The organism is Mucisphaera sp. (assembly GCF_965279675.1).
In the GTDB taxonomy this organism is placed as follows: domain Bacteria; phylum Planctomycetota; class Phycisphaerae; order Phycisphaerales; family Phycisphaeraceae; genus Mucisphaera.
The window spans coordinates 3,024,430-3,045,904 of the sequence record NZ_CBDIIJ010000002.1; the positions used below are offsets into that span (position 1 = coordinate 3,024,430).

The 21,475-nt window shown below is 59.7% G+C and carries 17 protein-coding genes and 2 pseudogenes; 12 read left to right on the top strand and 7 right to left on the bottom strand.

Annotated features, from left to right (window positions below; translation table 11 throughout):
• Window positions 1–84 precede the first annotated feature (84 nt).
• From ACQZAB_RS13010 to ACQZAB_RS13020, 3 genes are all read right to left on the bottom strand, one after another.
• Entirely contained in the window at window positions 85–906 is an 822-nt protein-coding gene (locus tag ACQZAB_RS13010; RefSeq protein ID WP_428389950.1) for a type II secretion system protein, read from the bottom strand.
• 112 nt (window positions 907–1,018) lie between these two features.
• Window positions 1,019–2,425, bottom strand: coding sequence for a hypothetical protein (locus ACQZAB_RS13015; protein WP_428389951.1), 1,407 nt, complete (start codon window positions 2,423–2,425; stop codon window positions 1,019–1,021).
• Between the two features lie 89 nt (window positions 2,426–2,514).
• Window positions 2,515–3,591, bottom strand: coding sequence for a LacI family DNA-binding transcriptional regulator (locus tag ACQZAB_RS13020; protein ID WP_428389952.1), 1,077 nt, complete (start codon window positions 3,589–3,591; stop codon window positions 2,515–2,517).
• Window positions 3,592–3,838: 247 nt separating this feature from the next.
• Between ACQZAB_RS13020 and ACQZAB_RS13025 the strand changes: the two genes are divergently transcribed.
• From ACQZAB_RS13025 to ACQZAB_RS13045, 5 genes are all read left to right on the top strand, one after another.
• The gene (locus ACQZAB_RS13025) at window positions 3,839–5,074 is read left to right on the top strand and encodes an alginate lyase family protein (RefSeq protein ID WP_428389953.1); all 1,236 of its coding nucleotides are present in this window, start codon (window positions 3,839–3,841) and stop codon (window positions 5,072–5,074) included.
• Between the two features lie 37 nt (window positions 5,075–5,111).
• Window positions 5,112–6,104 (top strand): aldo/keto reductase, encoded by a 993-nt coding sequence (locus ACQZAB_RS13030; protein WP_428389954.1) that lies wholly within the window; start codon window positions 5,112–5,114, stop codon window positions 6,102–6,104.
• Between the two features lie 19 nt (window positions 6,105–6,123).
• Complete coding sequence (locus ACQZAB_RS13035) at window positions 6,124–7,182, top strand: Gfo/Idh/MocA family protein (RefSeq protein ID WP_428389955.1); 1,059 nt, start codon at window positions 6,124–6,126, stop codon at window positions 7,180–7,182.
• Between the two features lie 75 nt (window positions 7,183–7,257).
• Window positions 7,258–8,121 (top strand): sugar phosphate isomerase/epimerase family protein, encoded by an 864-nt coding sequence (locus ACQZAB_RS13040; RefSeq protein WP_428389956.1) that lies wholly within the window; start codon window positions 7,258–7,260, stop codon window positions 8,119–8,121.
• Window positions 8,118–9,362: an enolase C-terminal domain-like protein gene (locus ACQZAB_RS13045; protein ID WP_428389957.1), complete on the top strand. Its 1,245-nt coding sequence runs from the start codon at window positions 8,118–8,120 to the stop codon at window positions 9,360–9,362. The genes ACQZAB_RS13040 and ACQZAB_RS13045 overlap by 4 nt, the downstream gene beginning before the upstream one ends.
• Window positions 9,363–9,857: 495 nt before the next feature.
• On the opposite strand, the gene ACQZAB_RS13050 is transcribed toward ACQZAB_RS13045, so the two are convergent.
• Together ACQZAB_RS13050 and ACQZAB_RS13055 are read right to left on the bottom strand one after the other, a co-directional pair.
• Window positions 9,858–10,733, bottom strand: a complete 876-nt coding sequence (locus ACQZAB_RS13050) for a DUF4113 domain-containing protein (protein WP_428390167.1) — start codon at window positions 10,731–10,733, stop codon at window positions 9,858–9,860.
• A gap of 42 nt (window positions 10,734–10,775) precedes the next feature.
• Window positions 10,776–11,108, bottom strand: a pseudogene (locus ACQZAB_RS13055) (hypothetical protein); the annotation flags it as partial.
• A 26-nt stretch (window positions 11,109–11,134) separates the two neighbouring features.
• Between ACQZAB_RS13055 and ACQZAB_RS13060 the strand changes: the two are divergent.
• Together ACQZAB_RS13060 and ACQZAB_RS13065 are read left to right on the top strand one after the other, a co-directional pair.
• Window positions 11,135–11,257 (top strand): hypothetical protein, encoded by a 123-nt coding sequence (locus ACQZAB_RS13060; protein WP_428389958.1) that lies wholly within the window; start codon window positions 11,135–11,137, stop codon window positions 11,255–11,257.
• A pseudogene (locus tag ACQZAB_RS13065) lies at window positions 11,248–12,135 on the top strand (IS3 family transposase); the annotation flags it as partial. The gene ACQZAB_RS13060 and the pseudogene ACQZAB_RS13065, both read left to right, overlap by 10 nt.
• A gap of 235 nt (window positions 12,136–12,370) precedes the next feature.
• Here ACQZAB_RS13065 and ACQZAB_RS13070 read toward each other — a convergent pair.
• Together ACQZAB_RS13070 and ACQZAB_RS13075 are read right to left on the bottom strand one after the other, a co-directional pair.
• On the bottom strand, window positions 12,371–12,772 hold the full coding sequence (locus ACQZAB_RS13070) for a hypothetical protein (RefSeq protein WP_428389959.1): 402 nt from the start codon (window positions 12,770–12,772) through the stop codon (window positions 12,371–12,373).
• A 316-nt stretch (window positions 12,773–13,088) separates the two neighbouring features.
• On the bottom strand, window positions 13,089–14,423 hold the full coding sequence (locus ACQZAB_RS13075) for an L-lactate MFS transporter (RefSeq protein WP_428390168.1): 1,335 nt from the start codon (window positions 14,421–14,423) through the stop codon (window positions 13,089–13,091).
• A gap of 293 nt (window positions 14,424–14,716) precedes the next feature.
• Between ACQZAB_RS13075 and pflB the strand changes: the two genes are divergently transcribed.
• From pflB to ACQZAB_RS13100, 5 genes are all read left to right on the top strand, one after another.
• A complete protein-coding gene (pflB, locus tag ACQZAB_RS13080; RefSeq protein ID WP_428389960.1) occupies window positions 14,717–16,999 on the top strand; it encodes a formate C-acetyltransferase in 2,283 nt (760 codons plus the stop codon).
• A 37-nt stretch (window positions 17,000–17,036) separates the two neighbouring features.
• Complete coding sequence (gene pflA, locus ACQZAB_RS13085; RefSeq protein ID WP_428389961.1) at window positions 17,037–17,894, top strand: pyruvate formate-lyase-activating protein; 858 nt, start codon at window positions 17,037–17,039, stop codon at window positions 17,892–17,894.
• A gap of 136 nt (window positions 17,895–18,030) precedes the next feature.
• Entirely contained in the window at window positions 18,031–19,608 is a 1,578-nt protein-coding gene (locus tag ACQZAB_RS13090; RefSeq protein WP_428389962.1) for a hypothetical protein, read from the top strand.
• Between the two features lie 410 nt (window positions 19,609–20,018).
• On the top strand, window positions 20,019–20,327 hold the full coding sequence (locus tag ACQZAB_RS13095) for an HPF/RaiA family ribosome-associated protein (RefSeq protein WP_428389963.1): 309 nt from the start codon (window positions 20,019–20,021) through the stop codon (window positions 20,325–20,327).
• Window positions 20,328–20,668: 341 nt separating this feature from the next.
• Window positions 20,669–21,475 (top strand): polyphosphate kinase 2 family protein, encoded by an 807-nt coding sequence (locus ACQZAB_RS13100; RefSeq protein WP_428389964.1) that lies wholly within the window; start codon window positions 20,669–20,671, stop codon window positions 21,473–21,475.

Consider the following 21,475-nt stretch of genomic DNA (forward strand, 5'->3'; position numbering starts at 1 on the left):
GAGAGCTTGATGGGTTCTTTAAGTGGCGGGCGTACCCGGAATCTAGAGGACGCCCGCAACGGTTAGAGTCGCAGTGGTTTTGAATCAGTTGCCGCCAAAGATCACCGAGCCGTCCAGGTAGTCCTTGACGCCAAGCGGATCACGTATGGCGTTGGCAGCGTCGACCATACCGACCGTCGAGGCATGGCCATCGACGAAGACATAGTTGGCCCGTTCGTTGCCCTCGCCCTGAGAGTGACGGTCCGGCTCGCCTGATGTCCATCTCTGTACTTCGTCAGAAGATCGTTCGAAGAAGACATAGCCTGCTGCCAGGCGCGAGCGGAGGTGCTGCTCGAAGCTGTCTCCGTTGAGGATGTAACCCGTGGGGTTAGGCAGATTCTCGTATTTCTGCCAGAAACCGTTCGTGAAGCCACCATCGGTGAGTGTGGGCACGGGCGCATAAGTTGTTCGCAGTGTTCCGGACGGATAATCATCGAGACCGGGTGAAAGGTATGTGTTCATGCCATAGCCGATTTTTGTGGTATTCGAGTCATCCTGCCGCTGGATGTCGAAAGACGGACAGGTAAACGTTTCGGTCATGAACTCATTTCGAGAGCCATCGCTATTACGCTTAGAACTTAGCATCGTATTTGCGAGGACCTCGAACCAGAACAGCGCGAGGTTGTCGTCTTGAGCAAATCCAGCAGCAGAAGCCAACTGCGCATAGGGCACGACATAGCCGTTGTTATCTACACCGTAGATCTGATGAGCCAACCCAACGGAGCGAAGATTCGAGAGGCATCCCATGGAACGGGCTGTGTTGCGTGCAGCTCCTAACGCGGGCAGCAGAATCCCGATGAGTAGGGCGATGATGGAGATGACCACCAGGAGCTCGATGAGCGTGAAGGCTGATTTGGAGCGCGTCATGGTTTGATCCTTGCGCTAGAGGGGAAGACGGCTTGATTCACGAAACGCGGCGGGGCACGCGCCCCAAACCTCCGACTCGCCGTTGAGCGGGTCGGAGGCAGGAGGACGAGGATCAGCGACGGCGGAAGAGCCCCGCGAGGCCGAGGCCGACGAGTGCGGCTCCGGCGGGTTCGGGCACCACGCCGGTCGTACCAAAGTTGGTCGCGAGGAGCGACAGGTCGATGAGGTCGACGACGGTGTCGACGTTGAAGTTGCCCTGGCTCCAGCCGGCCACGGCGTTGAAGTTAGAGGCGAGAGCCGAGAGGTCGATGAGGTCGACGTTGAGGTCGAGGTTGGCGTCGCCCGGCACGGTGCCGAGGATCGCTCCGATGAGTTCATCGAGGTCGCCGGCATCGACGGCCGTGCTGCCGTCGAGATCGAACTGCGAATCGGTCGAGCCGGCGCGGATGGCGGCGGTGAGCAGATCGATATCGGCTGCGTCGACGACGGTGTCGCCGTTGAAGTCACCGGTGACGCCACCACCGGCTGACATAGCCATGACGGAGATGTTGTCGACGACGTAGTCGAAGTTGCCGGAGACGTTCTCGAAGACCATGTAGTGGAAGGTCTCACGCGTGAGCTCGGCGATCGGGTCACGGCCGGTGAGCACCGTCCGCCCCAGGGCATTATCGACCTGCAGCGTGCCCCGATAGGTCTCTTCGGGGCCCGCCTCAACATCTATCGTCTCCATCGTGCGCTCGATCGTGAAGGTGATCGTGTTCGCGCTGCCGTTCTTAAGAAGGTGCCAGTTGTTGGCAAACTCGGTGATGCCATTGCTGCTGGTCGAGAGGACCGGCGGGCTGCCGGGGAACGCGATCGTCGTACCAGAACCCGATAGGATGTCATCATCACCCTCCTGCTCGGTCCGGACACGAGCCTGTATTAGAGCCAGAATATCGCCATCCGGTACATTCAAGTTCAATGAGGTTCGCGCGTGTATACCGAAATCCACCGCAATCGGACCGTCAGTCAGATCGAAGTGCCCATCGTCCGTGCCAAAGACAGCGGGAACCGTGACGAGCTCATCAAACTCGTCGCGGATGGCCTCCCCGTTCTCGTCGAAGGTTGGGCGGACACCAAACGCCTGCCCGAGCGAGTTGTCGTTGTCGTTGAAGATGCCGAAGCGGAAGTCGGTACTCGGTGAGGCGATAGGGTCTGTATCCAGATTGGTCCTGTAATCGAATGAGACCACGATCTTGTCACCCTCGTTCGGGCCGAGGGTGACCGCCGAGTCGAACGGGATGTACCACTCCGAGCCGCCTCCGGCCGAATCAAGGAACAGCGCGTTGCCCGAGCCGAGGACGGCGTCAGGCTCAACAGTCATCCGAGGCTTGAACTCGTCGAGACTCGAGAAGATCTCGGCGGAACGTGCCGGTCCGCGGGTGCCATCCTCGAAATCCAGATTCAGGCCTGCCAGGGCCGGGCTTGCGATGAGTGCCGCGGCGAGAGCGGCCTGAGTGGTGCGTGTCGTCGGTTTCATGGCTTCCTCCTGATGAAACGAAAAGACGGTTTGATGGGACGTGATCCAGAACATGTTGTGAAACGAAACAATAAAGACACTGCGTCGGGTTACACACCGACAGCAGAAACACTCAAAACAGAATCGTGCTCGTAGGCGGTTTCGGCGGGTGGCGTCACCAGCGAGGGCTCGACCAGCACGACGGTACGGGCGTTGGGCGAGGGCTTCTCCATCCGGAGCAGCAGTTGATCCACGGCCAGCCGGCCGATGCGGTCCGGACGGACATCGACGGTGGCGATCATCGGGTTCAGGCCGGCGAGCGTGGGGTCGTTGTCGCAGGCCACGACGGTGACCTGATTGCCGGGCTCGATGCCACGGGCGCGGAGGGCTTCGTAGACGGTGAGCGTCGCCTGCCCGAGAGGCACGAACAGGCCGGAAGGACGATCCTCGAGGCTGGCGAAACGGTCGATCAGGCGATGGATGTGCTGGCGACGGGCCGCGAAGTCGCCATCGGCGCCCTCGGCGGAACCGAGCGTGATCAACTCGACGGACGCCCCGAGGTCTTCGGCGGATTCGCGAAACGCCATGGCTCGCTCGCGGAAACCCAGGTGACCGGCTTCGAGTTCGAGCATGGCGATGCGCTCGTGACCGCGACCGATGAGGTATTCGGCGGCGAGCCGGCCGATGGCGTCGTTGTCCGTGCAGACGCGATCGCCCCAGTATCCGGTTCGGCTTCTGGGTGACATGATCCAGACGGCGGGGAAACGCCGGAGCCGTTGAGCAACCTCGGCACTTGGCGGGTTGCCGTGGAGGATCAGGCCGTCGACTCGGCCACTGGCCACGGCGGAGGGGATCCTTCCGTCAGAGGTGGTCTGCGCGATGGACAGGCTGAGGTCGTGACGGGAGAGCTCTTTTTCGATGGCATGGATGGCCGCAGCGGCGACCGGGCTCGCCATGGGCGTGGGGTCGGTCCCGAACATCAGGAGCCCGATGTTCCGGGTCTTGAGGTTTCTGCGGACACGCGGCTGCGGCCCACGCCGCCGGGTCGGTGGGGTGTAGCCGAGTTGACGCATCGCCTGCTGCACCTTGCGTGCGGTATCTGCCGAGACGCCTGGCTGGTGGTTGATCACCCGAGACACCGTGGTATGTGAGAGACCCGCAAGTTTGGCGACATCCACGATCGACATGCTCGAAGCTTAACCCTTGGCCGTGGTTGTTGCAAGTAAAAATTAACAGTAGTTCACTACAATAAAATATAAGTGTAAGCTCATATTTAGAATGTATTTATGCTAATTAACATCGTTAATTAACAGTTATTTGATGTCAATAATCTTGAATCTATCTGCAATGTGCGGTACTTTTTCACAGCGGAACAACCGGTACAAATCACCCGGCTTCCAGGCTTCCCGAATCATCTCGACACAGGAATCATCGATGACACGCACCCCGCTTCTCTCCCTCCTGGCGTTGCTGCTCGCAACGTTGCTTCATACGCCTGTTGGTCTGGCCGCACCTCATCACGAGCTTTACATCACGGATGGCGAGCAGATTGCCCTGGTGCGGGATCGTGTGCGGGCCGGTGATCCGACTCTGAAACCCGCCGTTGATGCACTGGTGCAACTGGCTGAAGAATCAATGGACGCACCCATGCGGTCGGTTGTGGAGAAGCCCACGATTCCGCCTTCGGGTGATAAGAACGACTACGTCAGTCTCTCGCCTTACTGGTGGCCCAACCCCGATACGCCTGACGGTCTTCCTTACATCCGCCGAGATGGCGAGATCAACCCTGAGCGATTCGAGTACGACGTTGACAAGCTCAGCACCTTCGGCAACTGCGTCCGGTGGCTGGGATTCGCCTACTACTACACCGGCGACGAACGCTACGCCCAAGAGGCCGTCAAAAGGATTCGTCACTTCCTGATCGATCCTGAGACACGGATGAACCCGCGTATGCGTTACGGGCAATTCATCCCGGGCCGCAATGATGGGAGGAAGTTCGGCATCATCGAGACGCTTCGCCTGCGGTGGGTGCCCGAAGCCATCACGCTTCTGTCCGAGTCCGAAGCCATGACCGACGAGGATTACGCCGCTGCGAAGCAGTGGTTTGGTGATTACGCGAGGTGGCTCAACACCAGCGAGTTTGGTGTCGCTGAACGCGACGGTGCCAACAACCACGGTACCTGGGGGGAAGCACAGATCGCATACTTCAGTCTCTTCGCCGGTGATACCGAAACTGTCCGCGAGATGGCGGCCCGTGTGCCCCATCGCATCAGCCACCAGATTGAACCCGATGGCCGGCAGCCGCACGAGCTGGCCCGGACGCGGGCGCTTGATTACTCCGAGTTCAATCTTCGCGGGCACAGCGAGCTTGCGATCCTTGCGGATAAGGTTGGCGTTGATCTGTGGAACTACGAGACCGAGGATGGTCGGTCGATCCGCGCCGCCATCGATTATATCCTGCCCTATCTGACCGAAGAGAAACCTTGGCCGTATCAGCAGATCAGCCCGCCCCGCCATGATTTTTATGCTCAGACACTCCGTCGTATGGCCATCGGACTCAATGATCCGCGCTATGAGGCGGCTCTGGCTAAACTCGATCGCATCACCGGCGAAGGCCTGATCTACAGAGATCTCATCATTCCGCTGCCAGCTGATTTCCCAAGCGAGTAATCCATCACTCTTCACGACCAGCAGGAACCAGGCATCCATGAAATACACACGCTTAGGCCAGACCGACCTTGAAATCTCCTGCATCGCCTTCGGCACGATGTCGACGGTTGCCAACCCGACCTATGCCGGCGTGGCCGAATCGCAGGCGATCGCGGCCGTGCACCAGGCCATCGACCTGGGCATCAACTTCTTCGACACGGCACCGGGCTATGGGAATGGAGCGGCCGAGGTTGTCCTTGGCCGGGCACTTGCCGGTGGCAAACGTGACAAGGTGCTGATCGCCGACAAGATCAACACACCGACTCTCTCAGCTGATGATGTCGCCAACGAGTGCACCAAGGCGCTCGAACGACTCAATACCGACGTCATCGATCTCTATCAGATCCACTGGCCCAAGAACGTCGTGCCTGCTGAGGAAACGCTTCGTGCGATGGAGAGGCTTGTGGAGCAGGGCAAGGTGCGTGTGCTTGGCGTCTGCAACTACGGGCCTGTCGATCTCAGCGAGGCTCTGGGTGTGACCGCGCTGGCATCTAATCAGATTGCATACAGTCTGCTGTCCCGCGCACCAGAGTTCGAGGTGATGGACCTGATGACCAAGCACGGCATGAGCACGCTCTGCTATTCGCCGCTGGCTCAGGGGTTGCTGACTGGCAAGTTCCGCTCGGCCGATGACGTCCCCGATGAGCGAGCCCGGACCCGCTTGTTCTCTTCGGATCGTCCGCAGGCCCGTCACACCGAGCCAGGCTGCGAGGAGCTCGCTTTTCAGGCGATCGAAGACATCAGAAGGATCGCTGAGCGTTCCGGGCACAGCATGTCCGATCTTTCCATTGCCTGGCTGCTCGCACAGCCAACCGTCGCATCCGTGCTGGTCGGTGCCAGCCATCCCGATCAGGTCACCCGCAATGCGGCCGCCGCAGACCTCACGCCATCTCAGGAAGTACTCGATGATCTGTCTCGCGTCACCGAACCGGTGAAGCAGGCGCTCGGCCCCAACATGGACCCGTGGGAGAGCGAGTCACGCATTCACTAAACACCGAATGGAGCTCTAGGTGATCACGCCTTCCAACAACAAGACTCAGCCCATCCGCATCGGCATCGTCGGTCTCGGACGGAGCGGGTTCAACATCCACGCCAAGTGGCTGGCCACGCTGAGGCAGACCTACACGGTCGCGGCGGTGACCGACCCTGATGACCAGCGCTGCCAGGAAGCCGTGGCCCTGCACGATTGCACGGTGTATCCAACCTTCGAGGCGTTGAATGCCGACGACACACTCGATGCGATTGTCATCGCGTCACCGAATCTTCACCACGAGGACCAGACATGTGCGGCACTTGAAGCCGGACACCACGTGATTGTTGAAAAGCCGCTGGCGCTGACTGTCGCTGGCGCCGACAGGATGATGGAGACCGCTGAGCGCACCGGCAGACTGCTTGCGCCTTTCCAGAACCGACGCTTTGAGCCTCATTTCCGGAAGGTTCAGGAGTTGCTTGCATCCGGACGCTTGGGCAGACCGATCCAGATCCGGATCGAATGGAGCCAGTTCACCAGACGCTGGGATTGGCAAACGCTCAAATCCAAGGGTGGCGGTTCCCTGCATAATCACTGCGCTCACCTGCTTGATCATGCGCTTGAGCTGTTTGGTCCCGGGGAGCCTGAGGTGTTCGTCGATATGCAGCGTGCTCTGTCGATCGGTGACGCCGAAGACCATATCAAGATCATCCTCCATGGCGAGGGGCATCCGACCATCGATATCGAGTCCTCGAGTTGCTGCATCTACCCCGAGGACCGCTGGCACATCTGGGCGACGGCTGGCGGGCTGCGTGGTACCACCGAGCAGCTCGAATGGCGGTGGATCGATACGGACAAACTCCCTCATCGGGACCCCGATGAGGGACCCGCTGAAGGCAGGGTCTACCAGCGAGAGGAGTACGAGTGGCACGTGGAACAATGGTCGCAGCCCGTGAATACCCCGCCTCATACCGCCATCCCCTTCTACCGCGACTTCGAGTCGGCTCTCCGCCGGGGGACCCCCCTGACAGTGACACCTGAAAGCGTTCGCAGGCAGATCGCTGTGCTCGACCGCTGCCACGAACTGACTGCTTGCTGATTACTACGAGCCTCATCCAGGGAAAAAGACCCCCCGATGCCCGCTAGCCCATCCGATAAGCCTTTTCCGTCGCTCATGACCGATCTGATCGGTGTCGATGCCGAGCCCGACAACGCCGCGGAGCTGGCCGCACGTCATGGCTTCGAAGGACTCGACCTGAGACTCAATAAATATGACGACTGGCTCTCTGCCTATGGCATCGACCGTTTTGCAAATTTGATGGGTGAACTCGGCTTGCTGTCCGGCTACACATCCATCATGTCAAGGACCCTCTCTGTCGGTGACGAAGAATGGCGGCAAGCCATCGATAACCTTCCCAGGCGTGCTCGCATCGCCGAGTCGCTAGGCTTTACCCGTGCCGGTGTGGTGGTGTTGCCCTTCGATGACGAACGTGACGCCGCGGCTAACCACCGCCGTCACGTCCGGAGACTTCGGGAGGCCGCACCCATCCTCGCCGATCACGGCATCCACCTGGGCCTCGAATACATCGGCCCCAAAACCCGACGTGAGGGGCATACGCATCCTTTCATTCACACGATGAAAGGTATGCTCCACCTGATCGATGATGCCGGGCATGCCAACATCGGTCTCATGCTCGACACGCTCCACTGGCATTGTGCGACTGAGACCAGTGAAGACATCGAAGCTCTGGATCATCAGCAGGTGGTCGTTGTCCATCTCTGTGACGGCCTGCCCGATCGGTCCAACGATGAGCAGACGGTGACCGAACGATTGCTCCCGAGAGAATCTGGTGTCTTTGACAACGATACTTTTGTGGGTGCTATCAGGAAGATTGGTTACTCCGGGCCCATGACCGCAGAGCCCACCAGCCAGCGATGGCAATCGATGGAGGCCGATGAAGCTGTCTCAATGACGGCCGCTGCGGTGCGTAAGACACTCGGCCTCGATCCGATTCCACTGCCCCAGCAACAGACATGATCTCTATCCGTGATATCCAGGTCACGCTCACCGCGCCCATGGGCCGAAATCTCCTCGTTGTTCGTGTGCTTACCACTGAGCCCGAGCTCTCCGGTCTCGGATGCGGGACCTTCACTCAGCGGTACCTGCCGGTCGCTTCCACGATCAACGACCACCTCAAACCCCTGCTCATCGGCCGTGACGCCACTCAGACAGAGGAGCTCTTCCGTCTGATGATGGTCAACGGCTATTGGCGTAACGGCCCTGTTCTCAATAACGCCGTGGCCGCCATCGATATCGCGCTTTGGGATCTCAAGGCCAAACTGGCCGGCCTGCCGCTTTATCAGCTCCTCGGCGGAAAGATGCGCGAGGGTGCGGCGGTGTATCAGCACGCCGACGGTCGGAGCCTTAACGAACTGGCCGATCACACACAGGCGCAGATTGATCGTGGGATGCGGCACGTCCGCATCCGATTTGGTGGTGGTTCAAACGAGACACGTGCTTCCGGTGAAGCCGGCGGGCTGGCCTATGGCGGCGCACTGACAGAAGCACTCAATCAACCAGATGGTGCGCCCGGAGGTGCCTACTTCGATCCAACGCAGTACATGCGTTCAACGCTTGAGGCACTCGAACACATCCGTAGGAGCTTCGGCGACAGCATCGAGCTCCTCCACGACACGCACTGCCGGTTGACGTCCGCTCAGGCGATTGCATTCTCCAGGGATCTCGAGGGCTACCGGCTTTTCTTTCTTGAGGATGTTCTGCCTCCCGAAGATCTGGCCTGGTACCAACACGTCCGAGCCAACACGACGACACCCCAAGCCGTTGGCGAGTTGTTCAACAATCCCAACGAGTGGACACCCCTGATTGCAAACCGATGGATCGATTTCATCCGCATGCACACCAGCCATATGGGTGGACTCACGCCTGCCCGCAAGGTCGCGGCGCTTGCCGAGGCTTTTGGTGTGCGTGTTGCATGGCACGGCCCAGGTGACCTCTCGCCCATCGGCCACGCGGCCAACCTCCACCTCAACCTGACGCTGCCGAACTTCGGCGTACAGGAACTCCAGCCCTTCACGCCCGAAACCGAAGAAGTTTTCCCGGGCTGTCCGGTTTTCAGGAACGGTTATCTCTACCCGAATGAGCGGCCTGGTCATGGCGTCGACCTCGACGAGAAGGTTGCCGCCAGATACCCCTGCGATCCTGCGGTCATTGGCTGGACGCAGGCCCGACTGCCTGATGGCAGCATCACATGGCCATGATGCCGAGCTTGCTTGGAGATGAAGGTACAGGCCAGCCATCACGGTTAAGCCTGCTCTTGAGAAGCAATGGCAACGCTGATGGCCCCCTGGCTCTTGGGAAGACACAAGCGAGGGTGACGGGACTCGAACCCGCAACCTTCGGATCGACAGTCCTGAAGAGATGTATCGCAAGTTATTTGCTAACAGAATTTTACAGGCAGGTACTGACTCGCCTGCAGCGAATCAGTCAGTACCTTCGCTGTCGCAACTGGTCGCGGCGTGGCAACGGCTGACCCAACAGCAGAAGTACATGGTGCACTGGATCATGGAAGCAATGGCCAGCTAAGCGTTCATCGCTTGGACAAACTGCGGCTCTACCCATGTAGATACCTGTGCCGATACTAGCCTCGTCTATCAATCGGCCGGGCTAATCCGGCCGATTGATTCAGCGAACTCCTCGGGGGCCATGTTGCCCAAGACGCTGCTGTAGGATGGTGGCAGGTGGATTAGCAGGAGCTATGAGAGCTCACTAGCGAGACGATTCGTGATCCAAAGACGAGCAGGCTCAGAGTGCCTTTTCTGGCTCGATACAGTCGCCACTGGAAGCTCATCCCACCTCGTGGTGTAGCGCGGGCTCCGGTTGTCACTGCGAAGATGCCACGTTCGACACGGGCGCAGTTCGAAAGGCGACGAAGCCCCGATCCTCACCGCTCCCCGGCCATGACGCTCGTTGATCGCGTCCAGGGTCCTCATCAACCCACGGGTTCTGGTTCGATCGACTTGGTCGTAGAGGCCCAGCTGCCGCTCTTCTCGCCGGCTGAGGTTGCTGAGCAGCACCCCCGCCTTCTTGTAGTGATGCTGCCCACGGAAGACTCTCAACAAACACCACTTCGCGGCCTTGATCAGCTCGCGGGTGTCCTCGGTTGCTGTGATTAGACGTACGCTCCGACTATTCGCGTACTGCTCGACATCGGCATGGCGATCGGTCTGAACAAAGACCGTCACCTTTGATGCCACCAAGTTCTGCCGACGGAGTTTCACCGCCGCGGCAGAGCTGAAGGTGGCGACAGCCTCGGTGAGATCATCGAATCGGTTGGTCACCTTGCCGAACGACCTAGAACAGCAGATGTTCTTTCGATCTGGCTTGATCAGCTCAAGCGGCAGGCGTGACTTGCCCCGCAGCTCGTACACCTGTCTCTGCCCGACCACGCCCAGTTCCTGGCGAACAAGATTGGGATCTGCATCTCTAAACTCTCTCGGTGTCTGGATCCCGAGCTTCTTGAGCCTCCGGATACTGCCCCGGCTGATGCCCCACAGATCCTTCAGGTCCACCCTGCCCAAAGCCTCATCAACACGCTCAGCCGAGTCGAGGACACAAACCCCCTCACGCATCCCCTGCAGCGGCACACGTTTCGCGCAATGATTGGCGAGCTTGGCTAGAAGCTTAGAAGATCCGACGCCGATGCCAGTTGTGATGCCTGTCCACTGTCTGGCTGTACCCCGCAGCTCGACAGCCCACTGGCTCAAGCGGTCATGCCCAAGATCGGCAATCCTGAGGAAAGCCTCGTCGATCGAGTAGATCTCGACCGCCTCGCTGTGTTGGCGGTAGATGCTCACGAGCCGCGACTGAAAATCATGATAGAGCGTGTAGTTGGAGCTGAAGACCCTAGTGTTGTGCTGCGCGAGGACATTCTTGATCTGAAAGTAAGGCTTGAACATCTCGCAGCCGAGTTCTTTGGCGTCCTTAGATGCAGCCACGATGCAGCTGACCTTTCCCCCTGAACCTTGTCCGGATGTTGTGGGAGGCTTCCCACGTTCTGGACGCCATCAGGAAGGAAAGATCGATGAGCAGGAAGCGTCATTCGGCGGAGGAGATCGTGAACAAGCTGCGTGAGGCCGCGGCGCTAAAACGCTGAGCCCGACGCGTCGTCGCCGGGTGGTCAGCGAAGTGATCGATCACCTGAAGGTGTCGGAGCGTCGGGCGTGCAGGGTCTTGAGGCAGCAACGGGCGGTGCAGCGTTACCTGCCCATCGAGCGGGATGACGAGGGTCCGCTGACGCGGCGGATCGTCGCGTTAGCGGCCATGTATGGACGGTACGGCACGCCGAGGATCACGGCGTTACTGAGAGAAGAGGGCTGGCACGTGAACCACAAGAGAGTTGAGCGCATCTGGCGTCAGGAGGGTCTGAAAGTCCCGAAAAGACAACCTAAACGTGGCCGGTTGTGGCTCAATGATGGATCGTGTGTGAGGCTACGACCAACGCACAAGGACCATGTCTGGGCGTACGACTTCGTCCAGACGAGAACGCACGACGGACGCCCATTCCGGGTGCTGGCGATTGTGGATGAATACACCCGCGAATGCCTGGCATTGGACGTGGATCGACAGCTCAAGAGTGACGATGTCCTTGAGCGGTTGGCGTGGCTCATGGCGACGCGGAGCGTCCCTGAGCACATCCGCTCAGATAACGGCCCGGAATTTACTGCGAAGGCCGTGCGGGGCTGGCTTGAGCGTGTGGGTGTCCAAACACTCTTCATCGAACCAGGGTCGCCTTGGGAAAACGGCTACGTGGAGAGCTTCAACGGCAAGCTGCGTGACGAACTGCTCAACGGCGAGCACTTCTACACGCTCAAGGAAGCGAAGGTCCTGATCGAGCAGTGGCGGCGACATTACAACACCCGTAGGCCCCACTCGGCCCTGGGCTATCGCCCGCCAGCACCCCAAACCATCACTGCAGAGCCGGGCTCCGCTACGCTCCGCCCGGCTCTGCAAACAAGCCTCGGTCTACCGTAGACTGTGGGCTGAATCGTGGGGGAAGGTCACCCTGGTCTGAGGCCAAGCAAGCGTGATATCTCATTTAGTAATCAGTAACTTATTCATGCGAACTCTCTTTCGAAAGAAAAATCGAATCTCGCTGAATACGAGCATCGTAAATAGAGCAGAATCCGGAGAGAAGCGCCCTTTACCATCTCCCGTCAAGCTCCAGAGTCGTTCCGCTTCGAGTAGGCGGCGAGGTGAAGCAGCGAGTTTACACGTCGCTACTGAGAATAAAGTCAGCGACGTAATGCAGCAGAAGATTGCGATCCTCATCAGACTGAAGATTTCCAAAGTAGGGAAAGAGTGATCCCGATGCCTTGCCCGTCGTCTTGACCTCTACGAACACGTATGGCGAAGCATTTATCTCCGCAACCTTGATATCAAGAAACACCGGCTCGCCACGGTAATTGCGGAGCACCGTAAAGGCAGCAAACGCGTAATGCTCGGCCTGCTCACAGGCCGCGTAGCTGTACGCAATCCCTGCCCCTGTGAGGGCGGCTTTCAGCCAGGCGGTGTACTCGCTGACCACGTCCACAGCGGTCGGTGAAGAGCTTCGTTTGGCTTCGATGATCAGCCGCAGGTCGTCATTCGGAGGTGGGCTACCGCTTTTCATTGGATCATGCTCAAGTACAGTGACTGTAAGACTCTTCGTGCACCGCTACCTGACTGTAGCGTGTTCGCCCGAGTCAAGCCCCCAACCCGCGTGTCTCCGCGGCTATGTCGTGCTGTTGTTGGTGTGACGCCGGCCAGCGACACGGCTAGATCATTTTTGGAACATACCTTTAGACAAAGCTGAATGCCGCGAGGCGATCTCATCGCCTTGGGCCCACTCAATCCACCGGCCTCGGCTTGATCCTTATCAAGTTTCTAGTTGCGGACATCGTCAGCCGAAGGCGAAACCGACCCCGCCGGTCGCGCCCAGAGGTAGATCACAGGGCATGCGAGGATGACTGCCGCGAGGCGTCCGAACGCCGACGTTTCTCCCGGATGTCTAGCGTCATCAGACCCGTGATCAACAGGGCTAGAGTGAACAAGCCCGCGAAGATGTAAAGGGTTGTGGCGTAGTCGCCTGTGGCCTCCTGGACTCGCGTCACCAGGGTCGGCCCGGCCAAGCCGGCAACCGCCCATGCGGTGAGGGTGTAGCCATGAATGGCACTGAGTTGCTTGGTGCCGAATAGGTCACCCAGGAAGGCCGGCACCGAAGCAAACCCGCCGCCATAACAGGTCAGAATCAGCAGGACCAGAGCCTGAAACTGCCACGGCGCGGGAGAACGGGTCAACAAGAGGAAAGCGACGAGCTGCAAACCAAAGAAAGCGGCATACGTTGCTGGGCGCCCGATGTAATCCGAAAAAGAGGCCCAGCCGATTCGGCCAATGCCATTGAAGAGCCCCATCAGTCCGACCATGGTCGCAGCAGCACCGGCGGACATGCTGGCCATCTCTTGCGCCATCGGAGAAGCCACAGCGATCAACGCGATGCCGCACGTAATGTTGATGAAAAGCATCAGCCACATGAAGTAGAACCGCTTGGTCCGAAGCGCTTCACTGGCGGTGAGCTCGGCGAGATCCCGGCTCGCCTTAGCAACGGACTTCATCGGTGAACCCTCTGTCAATCTTTCGGCTGCCGCGATTCGCAGATGAGCGGGCACCCAGCCCGGTGGCGGCGGGGAGATGTAGAGCGCACTCCCGGCGATAACGAGGAAGTACACCGTTCCAAGAATGTAAAAAGTGGATGCCGGGTCGACCGTCTCGAAGAGCTTCTGCATCACCGGGCCGAAGATCATCGCGGAGAAACCAAAGCCCATGATCGCCATGCCAGTGGCGAGGCCGCGCTTGTCAGGAAACCACTTAACGAGCGTTGAGACGGGCGTGATGTAGCCAACACCAAGCCCGATGCCGCAGAGCACTCCATAGGTCGCGATAAACAGCGGCAGCGAGCCTATGGATACGGCGAGACCGGCACCGAGTGTCCCGAGCCCGTAACAGACCGCCGCCACTAGGCCCGCAACCCGTGGTCCACGACGCTCCACGAACAGCCCCAGAAACGCCGCAGCCAGCCCCAGGCACACAATGGCTACGGAGAACGCCATGGTTATGTCGGATTTCTGCCAGCCAACCGCCTCGTTCAACGGCAGCGTCATCACGCTGTACGCGTAAACCGACCCGATCGAGATGTGGATACCCACGCCCGAAAGCGCCACCAGCCAGCGGTTGCGAGTGGGACGTGGGGCGACTGGGTTTTTGAGATCTGTTTGGGTGGTCATGGCAGATTCACGCTGTGCCGCGGGCTTCGCTCGGGGAAAGCACGTGGCGGTGACTAATAGCAGCACCGCAACTGGCCAATATAGGACATAGAGGTCGACTGATTTGCACGGATCGTCGCCAGCATCCTGCTTGAGGCGATTTCGGGATTTTGCCCAAACAGGCATGGAAAAGCCGCCGAATCGATTATAATGAGACTGGATGATCTGCTGACGAGTCGACGCCGATGAAAACACACAACAGGTTTGGCCAGCAATCAACGGCTCGACCCAGCCAAGACTAGGGACGATCACGTATGACCACGACCCAACTCCCTGATTCCGACCAACTCGAAAGTGTCTCGCCTGCGGTGAAAGACAGTCCGCATCGCGGCTTCTCCGGGAAGACTTGGCGAGAAACGATCGACGTCCGCGACTTCGTACAGGCCAATTACACGCCCTACTCCGGCGACGACGCGTTCCTAGAGGGGCCAACGCCGCGAACGACCGATCTCTGGGACAAGCTCTCCGAATTGTTCAAGGCTGAACGAGAAAAGGGCGTCTTAGATGTCAGCCAGATCCCGTCCTCGATCACGGCCCACGAGCCGGGTTACATCGATCGCGACAACGAGATCATCGTCGGACTGCAGACCGAGGCCCCTCTCAAGCGAGCGATCTTTCCCAACGGCGGCTGGCGCATGGTCGTCGGCTCGCTCAAGGCCTACGGGTACGAGCCCGACCCGGCCGTTGCCGAGGTCTTCACGAAGCACCGTAAGACGCACAACGACGGAGTCTTTGATGTCTACACCCCGGAGATCCGCAAGGCCCGCAGTGCCCACCTCGTAACCGGCCTGCCAGATGCCTACGGACGCGGACGCATCATCGGAGACTACCGCCGAGTCGCGCTCTACGGCATCAATCGCTTGATCGAGGCCAAGCTGGCGGAGAAGGCGAACCTTGACGGACAGTTCAGTTCCGAGGAAGTCATCCGCAACCGCGAAGAACTCGCCGAGCAGATCAAAGCGCTCCGGGAATTGCTCGCCATGGGCAAGGCCTACGGGTACGACCTCAGCAGGCCCGCAGCCAACGCCATCGAAGCGGTCCAATGGACCTACTTCGCGTATCTGGCAGCCGTGAAGGAACAGAACGGCGCTGCGATGTCGCTGGGCCGGACCAGCACCTTCCTCGACATCTACATCCAGCGCGACCTCGAAGAAGGCACGCTGACCGAGCTCGACGCCCAAGAGATCATCGACGACTTCGTGATTAAGCTCCGAATCGTCCGGTTTCTCCGCACCCCTGAGTACGACGCGCTCTTCTCCGGCGATCCGACCTGGGTCACCGAGTCTATCGGCGGGATGGGCAGCGACGACCGACCGCTGGTCACCAAGAACTCGTTCCGCTTCCTGCAGACGCTCTACAACCTCGGACCCGCACCAGAACCCAACATGACCGTGTTCTGGTCTGCAGAGCTTCCCGAAGGGTTTAAGCGTTTCTGCTCAAAGGTCAGCATCGACACCTCGTCGATCCAGTATGAAAATGACACGTCGCTCCGCTGTGTCGGTGGCGACGACAGCGCCATCGCCTGCTGTGTCAGCGCGATGGAAGTCGGCAAGTCGATGCAGTTTTTCGGGGCCCGGGTCAACCTCGCCAAGTGCCTGTTGTATGCCATTAACGGCGGGCGAGACGAGTGCACCGGCGAGCAGATCATGCCCGCTTTCGATCCCATTCAAGGCGACACGCTCGTGTATGACGAGGTGATGAAACGCTATCACCACGCCATGGACTGGCTTGCCGGTGTCTACGTCAACGCGATGAACTGCATCCACTTCATGCACGACAAGTACGCCTACGAGCGGATCGAGATGGCCCTCCACGACCACAACCCGAAGCGAACGATGGCTTTCGGCATCGCCGGGCTGTCGGTGGTGACCGACTCGCTCTCAGCCATCAAGAACGCTGGCGTCAGAGTCATCCGCGACGAAACGGGACTAGTCATCGACTACGAAGTCCTCGGCGACTACCCCGCATACGGGAACAACGACGACGAGGCCGATGGCATCGCCAACTGGCTCGTCGAGACCTTCATGGCCAAACTCCGCCAACACCCGACTTACCGAAACGCCGAACACACTCAGTCAGTCCTGACGATCACATCAAACGTCGTATATGGCAACTCCACCGGCGCTACGCCCGACGGCCGCAAGGCCGGTGAACCGTTTGCGCCAGGCGCCAACCCCATGCACGGGCGCGACCATCAGGGCTACATCGCCTCCGCACTCTCGGTTGCAAAGCTCCCTTACGAATCCGCTCGTGACGGGATTAGCCTCACGAGTACCGTCTTGCCCTCCGCCCTCGGCTCATCCCGAGAAGACCAGGTGGATAACCTCGCCGGCTGCCTCGACGGTTACTTCGGCGCCGGCGGCTTCCACATGAACGTGAATGTCCTGGACCGCGAGACCCTGTTGGACGCCATGGCCAAACCCGAGGATTACCCGCAACTGACTGTGCGTGTATCAGGCTACGCGGTGAACTTCGTCAAGCTAAGCCCCGAACAGCAGCAGGATGTTGTCGATCGAACGTTCCATGCCAAGCTCTAGGACCAGGACATCCGTTGCCTCGGAAAAGCGTGTTTAGATGACCCCGCGGAATCCCCCACCAACGGGCACTGGGTCAGAGGCACTTGGTAGTCATCGTCCGCAATCCCAACGTGTCGCCCTTCCGCAGCTCACGAGCGCCGAAGACCCCAGTCAGGCAGATCGTTCAGGAGGTTGGGTACACAGCCACGAAACCACATCGACCGTCGACGGCCCTGGATTCCGCTACACCGTCTGGCTCGCAGGATGTCACCTACGCTGCCAGTACTGCCATAACCCAGATACCTGGGCGCTCCAGGCCGGTAACCGCCGCACATCAAAGCAGGTCATCGATGACGCCCGCAGGTTTGCGACGTTTCTACGCTCCACAAAAGGCGGCTTCACGGTCTCCGGCGGAGAGCCGCTCGTGCAGAAGTCGTTCGCGATCGAACTCATCCGTCACGCCAAGCAGGACCTCAAACTGCACACGGCTCTGGACACAAACGGTTACCTCGGCGATCAGCTTCTGGATGACGAACTCTCCGAAATCGATCTCGTCATTCTCGATCTGAAGGCGTATGACACCGCGCATCACCGCCGAGTCACCGGCTTCGGGAATGAAAAGATCCTGTCCTTTGCGCGCAGGCTGGCACGGCTGGGCCGGCCGGCATGGGTCCGCTACGTGCTTGTCCCGGGACTTACAGACATCCCGGAAGAGGTCGAAGCGATCGGCAGATTCGTTGGTCACATGTCGAACGTGGAGCGTCTCGAAGTCCTGCCATTCCATCAGCTCGGCAGAGCCAAGTGGATGCAACTCGGCCAGCGATACGCCTTGGCAGACACACCACCAGCATCTCGTGAGCAGGCCGCTGATGCCGTTGCCCAGTTTCATGCTGCGGGCTGCGGCGTCGCCTGTTGAGCATGAGAAGCAGTGCAGCACGACGCGGTCACTGCTGCGCCGCTCCCCATCCCGATACCTATCTTGATGCTCGCCTTGAGCTAATTAAAGACTTTTGGATCCACTATACTGCGGCCAGCTGCCAAGGAACGTTGCCATGATCGGATCGGTCGCGCCCGAACAGTTGATGCAGGAAATCGCCCACCAGCATCTGTTCAACCAGTTCTGGCTGTCGGTGTTCTTTGTCATCCCGATGGTGCTGGTCGCCAGAGCGGTGGTCGCGGGGACCCGCTACTCGGCCATCTTGATCATCGTGGTCTTCGGCCTCGCCATGGGGTACTTGATGGTGGCCACAGGCGTTTCCGAACCGGGTCTGAGCGACTTCCCGATGTTGGGGATGGTGGCCCAGACCACCATCGTCGCCCTGACAGCCACGTTCTTTGTTGGCGGGCAGGAGCTGCGCCGGATCTTCTCAGGCAAAGAGATCCCCAAAGACCAGAGCGTGTCGTACGCGACCGAGCAGGTGTTCCTGGGCACCGGTCGGACGCAGGTGATCCTCATCACTCGGGCGTTCTTCATGCTACTAGGCATCGGCGCTGGAACAGCGGTGGTTCTGGATGCTGTGCCCGCTGGATCGCTGGGTCGCTACTACCCGCTGATCGCCTACATGGGGCTGGTGATCGCGGTGATCCTGATCGACTACAAAGCGACGATCGCGAACACCCGAGCCTATTTGCGCAAGGGTGTGGCGGAGATTATCGCGATCATGGCCGTGCTCGGGGTGGGATACCTGATCGCGGAGTGGGCTAGCCAGTTGATTGCGTTGCCGCAGATCTTCTTCGTCATGCTCATCGCGGCCGGCGTCGGAGCGTTGCTTTACCGCTGGGAGCACGGCCCGGCGGTCCGGTGCCTGCTCTTCGCCGGGATCCCCGTGGTGCTCGCAGCGAACTTCATCATCGGCGGATCACGCATTGGTGAGGCTTTTGCGCTGTCGGGGATGAACGCCGTGATGGCGTATGGATTCTTCGGTCAGGTGTTTTGGATGTTCGGAGGCATCGCCTTGCTGGTCTTTTTCGGCCGGACGGCCGCGACGTGGAACTTGGGCCCCGGCATGGCCGGCGCGCTCTCGCACGCAGGACTCACCGGAGCTTGCACCGCGGGCGACCTGGGCGAGACCGCGTCACGCCGCGCCCCGATCATGATCAACATCCCCTTCTTCGGCCACGTCTTCGTCTTCTCGATCCTCGCAGTGAGCATGGAGCAAGGCCAACTGCTAATGGTGCCCTCCGTGCTCGTGGCGGCCTTTGGCCTCGGTCTAACCGCCTACGCTCTACGGAATCTTGCGCTCGCCAAGGGCGGCGATGCCCGCGAGGTCAAGGCCCTCATGCAGTTCAGCTTCGGGTGGCAGCTCACCGCGGTCTTCGGCGGATTGCTGCTTCTCGCTAGCGCCAACATGTCCGTTGCCAACGCGATGATGGCAACCAGCTCAGCGATGTCACACTTTGGGCTCTTCGCTGCGATCCAGGGCGGCATGGCCGGGCCGGAGTCTCAGGCGCTGATCGCCTTCATCTTCGCCATGCCCTTCCTCGTGCACCCGCTCGTGTTCTTCATGTTTGGCCGCGCGATGGAGAACGACGGGCAGATGCCCCCAGTCCCGGTCTACGTCCTCGCACTAATCGGGGCGGTGGGGGTTGGCGTGTCGATGGTGCTGAGTCTCGGGGCCGCTTCAGCGTGATACGGGAGACGCGACCGGGCGAGGACAACACAGCCCACGATGAGAAGACACATCGATGTCAGGGGTAGCCCGGAAGCCATGCAGTTGTTGGGGGTTGCCCACTGTCGCGAGGAGACACAAGCCAGAGTGGGAGGACTCACAGCCGCTGCCTTCGGATCGACAGCCCGAGAGCGGCTTTCGCCAGTTGCTTGTGACCATGGTTTTCAGGCAGTTGAGGATTCGTCTACAGGATGCGTCCACTTGCGGCAAGATGATGCACGGCACTCAATGCTTGTCTCTCTGATTGAGAACGATGAGGGCAGATCATGGTTTTCATTCTGCGGTGGCGTGTCTGATCGACTGTATTATGGGGACGTGTTTTCTTGAACGAAGATTCGTTGATAAGGACTCAACCCGAAGGCAGATTCTTTATGCAGATCCAACTGAACTACGGTGATGTGGACTCGACCGATGCCCTATCCAACCACGTGACCACCCATGTGGAGAAGGAGCTGGCTCACAGCCAGAGTCGGGTTACGCGGGTCGAAGTACACCTGCGCGACGATAAGCAGAAGCGACAAGGGCCCGATGACAACCGGTGCACGATGGAAGCTCGGATCGCTGGGGATCAGCCCCTGGTCGTGGAAGCGCGCGCCGATGATTTGTACAAGGCAATCTCCGACGCCGCTGGCAAGCTGGGACGGGCCGTCAAGGGGCGGCTAGAGCGGATGGATCGCTAGCTGTCCGATTGAGCAAGCCGAACGGTGATGTTCGAATCCAGACTGGTGTGGAGTCCCACGCACGTCACTACAAGCCTTCGAGCGTTCAAGGCTACTAGCGGTTGCAGCTTCGCCCCAGCACAACCTGCCATGGGTATCCATCACGAGGGGATGGCCGGGTGGCCTTGCGTTGTTTCTCATGGGTATGGATGTGATGCTATTGTCGAGGAGAGCGATGGGAGAGCGAATCGGGTCGTGGCCGTGAAGTCGACGATTAGCGGACTGGCGGATCGAGCGGCTGAGCGTCAACGCCAAGACGGGCATTTGTCATCGACTTGCGATCCATCAGCTAGAGTGCCGTGATGAAGACGGATCGATACCGTGTTACCCCGGGCGACAGGCTCGAGCTCAACGCTCTCCCAACTGCTGACGATGGCGGGCTTGATAAGGATGAGGCCCGTGATCGCTGTGCAGCGCTGCGGCAGCGGCTGATCGAGCAACAGGAGCTGCTCTATGCCGATGGGCGGTTTGGAGTTCTGGTCGTGTTCCAGGCCATGGATGCTGGCGGCAAGGACAGCACGATCCGCAAGGTCATCGGTCCGCTTAATCCGGCGGGCGTCCGAGTGACGAGTTTTAAGGCTCCCAGCGACGAAGAGCTCCGCCACGACTTTCTCTGGCGTATCCATGCCCACGCGCCGAGACGGGGCAACATCGCCGTGTTCAACCGGTCTCACTACGAGGACGTGCTGATTGCGCGGGTCAAGGGTTTGGTTCCTACCGAAGTCTGGGAGCGGCGGTACGCACACATCAATGCCTTTGAGCGCTTGCTTCACGACGAAGGCACACGAGTTATGAAGTTCTATCTTCATATCTCGAAGGCCTACCAGAAGCAGCGGCTTCAGCTAAGGCTCGATGATCCGAACAAGCACTGGAAGTTCGAGCCTGCCGATCTGAAGGAGCGCACGCGGTGGTCTGACTACCGGAAGGCCTTCGAAGACGCGATATCGCGTTGCTCGACTGAGGAAGCACCCTGGTACGTCGTTCCGGCTGAGCGACGATGGTTCCGCAACCTGCTCGTGGCACAAGTCCTGGTCGATACGCTGGATGCCTTGGATCTGAGAACGCCAGAGCCGGCTTTTGACCCCAAGACTATTGATATCCCTGTTTAA

Coding starts and splice junctions, on each gene's coding strand:
- ACQZAB_RS13010 (WP_428389950.1), bottom strand. CDS start 906: ATGACGCGCTCCAAATCAGCCTTCACGCTCATCGAGCTCCTGGTGGTC.
- ACQZAB_RS13015 (WP_428389951.1), bottom strand. CDS start 2,425: ATGAAACCGACGACACGCACCACTCAGGCCGCTCTCGCCGCGGCACTC.
- ACQZAB_RS13020 (WP_428389952.1), bottom strand. CDS start 3,591: ATGTCGATCGTGGATGTCGCCAAACTTGCGGGTCTCTCACATACCACG.
- ACQZAB_RS13025 (WP_428389953.1), top strand. CDS start 3,839: ATGACACGCACCCCGCTTCTCTCCCTCCTGGCGTTGCTGCTCGCAACG.
- ACQZAB_RS13030 (WP_428389954.1), top strand. CDS start 5,112: ATGAAATACACACGCTTAGGCCAGACCGACCTTGAAATCTCCTGCATC.
- ACQZAB_RS13040 (WP_428389956.1), top strand. CDS start 7,258: ATGACCGATCTGATCGGTGTCGATGCCGAGCCCGACAACGCCGCGGAG.
- ACQZAB_RS13045 (WP_428389957.1), top strand. CDS start 8,118: ATGATCTCTATCCGTGATATCCAGGTCACGCTCACCGCGCCCATGGGC.
- ACQZAB_RS13050 (WP_428390167.1), bottom strand. CDS start 10,733: ATGCGTGAGGGGGTTTGTGTCCTCGACTCGGCTGAGCGTGTTGATGAG.
- ACQZAB_RS13060 (WP_428389958.1), top strand. CDS start 11,135: ATGTTGTGGGAGGCTTCCCACGTTCTGGACGCCATCAGGAAGGAAAGA.
- ACQZAB_RS13070 (WP_428389959.1), bottom strand. CDS start 12,772: ATGAAAAGCGGTAGCCCACCTCCGAATGACGACCTGCGGCTGATCATC.
- ACQZAB_RS13075 (WP_428390168.1), bottom strand. CDS start 14,423: ATGACCACCCAAACAGATCTCAAAAACCCAGTCGCCCCACGTCCCACT.
- pflB (WP_428389960.1), top strand. CDS start 14,717: ATGACCACGACCCAACTCCCTGATTCCGACCAACTCGAAAGTGTCTCG.
- pflA (WP_428389961.1), top strand. CDS start 17,037: ATGACCCCGCGGAATCCCCCACCAACGGGCACTGGGTCAGAGGCACTT.
- ACQZAB_RS13090 (WP_428389962.1), top strand. CDS start 18,031: ATGATCGGATCGGTCGCGCCCGAACAGTTGATGCAGGAAATCGCCCAC.
- ACQZAB_RS13095 (WP_428389963.1), top strand. CDS start 20,019: ATGCAGATCCAACTGAACTACGGTGATGTGGACTCGACCGATGCCCTA.
- ACQZAB_RS13100 (WP_428389964.1), top strand. CDS start 20,669: ATGAAGACGGATCGATACCGTGTTACCCCGGGCGACAGGCTCGAGCTC.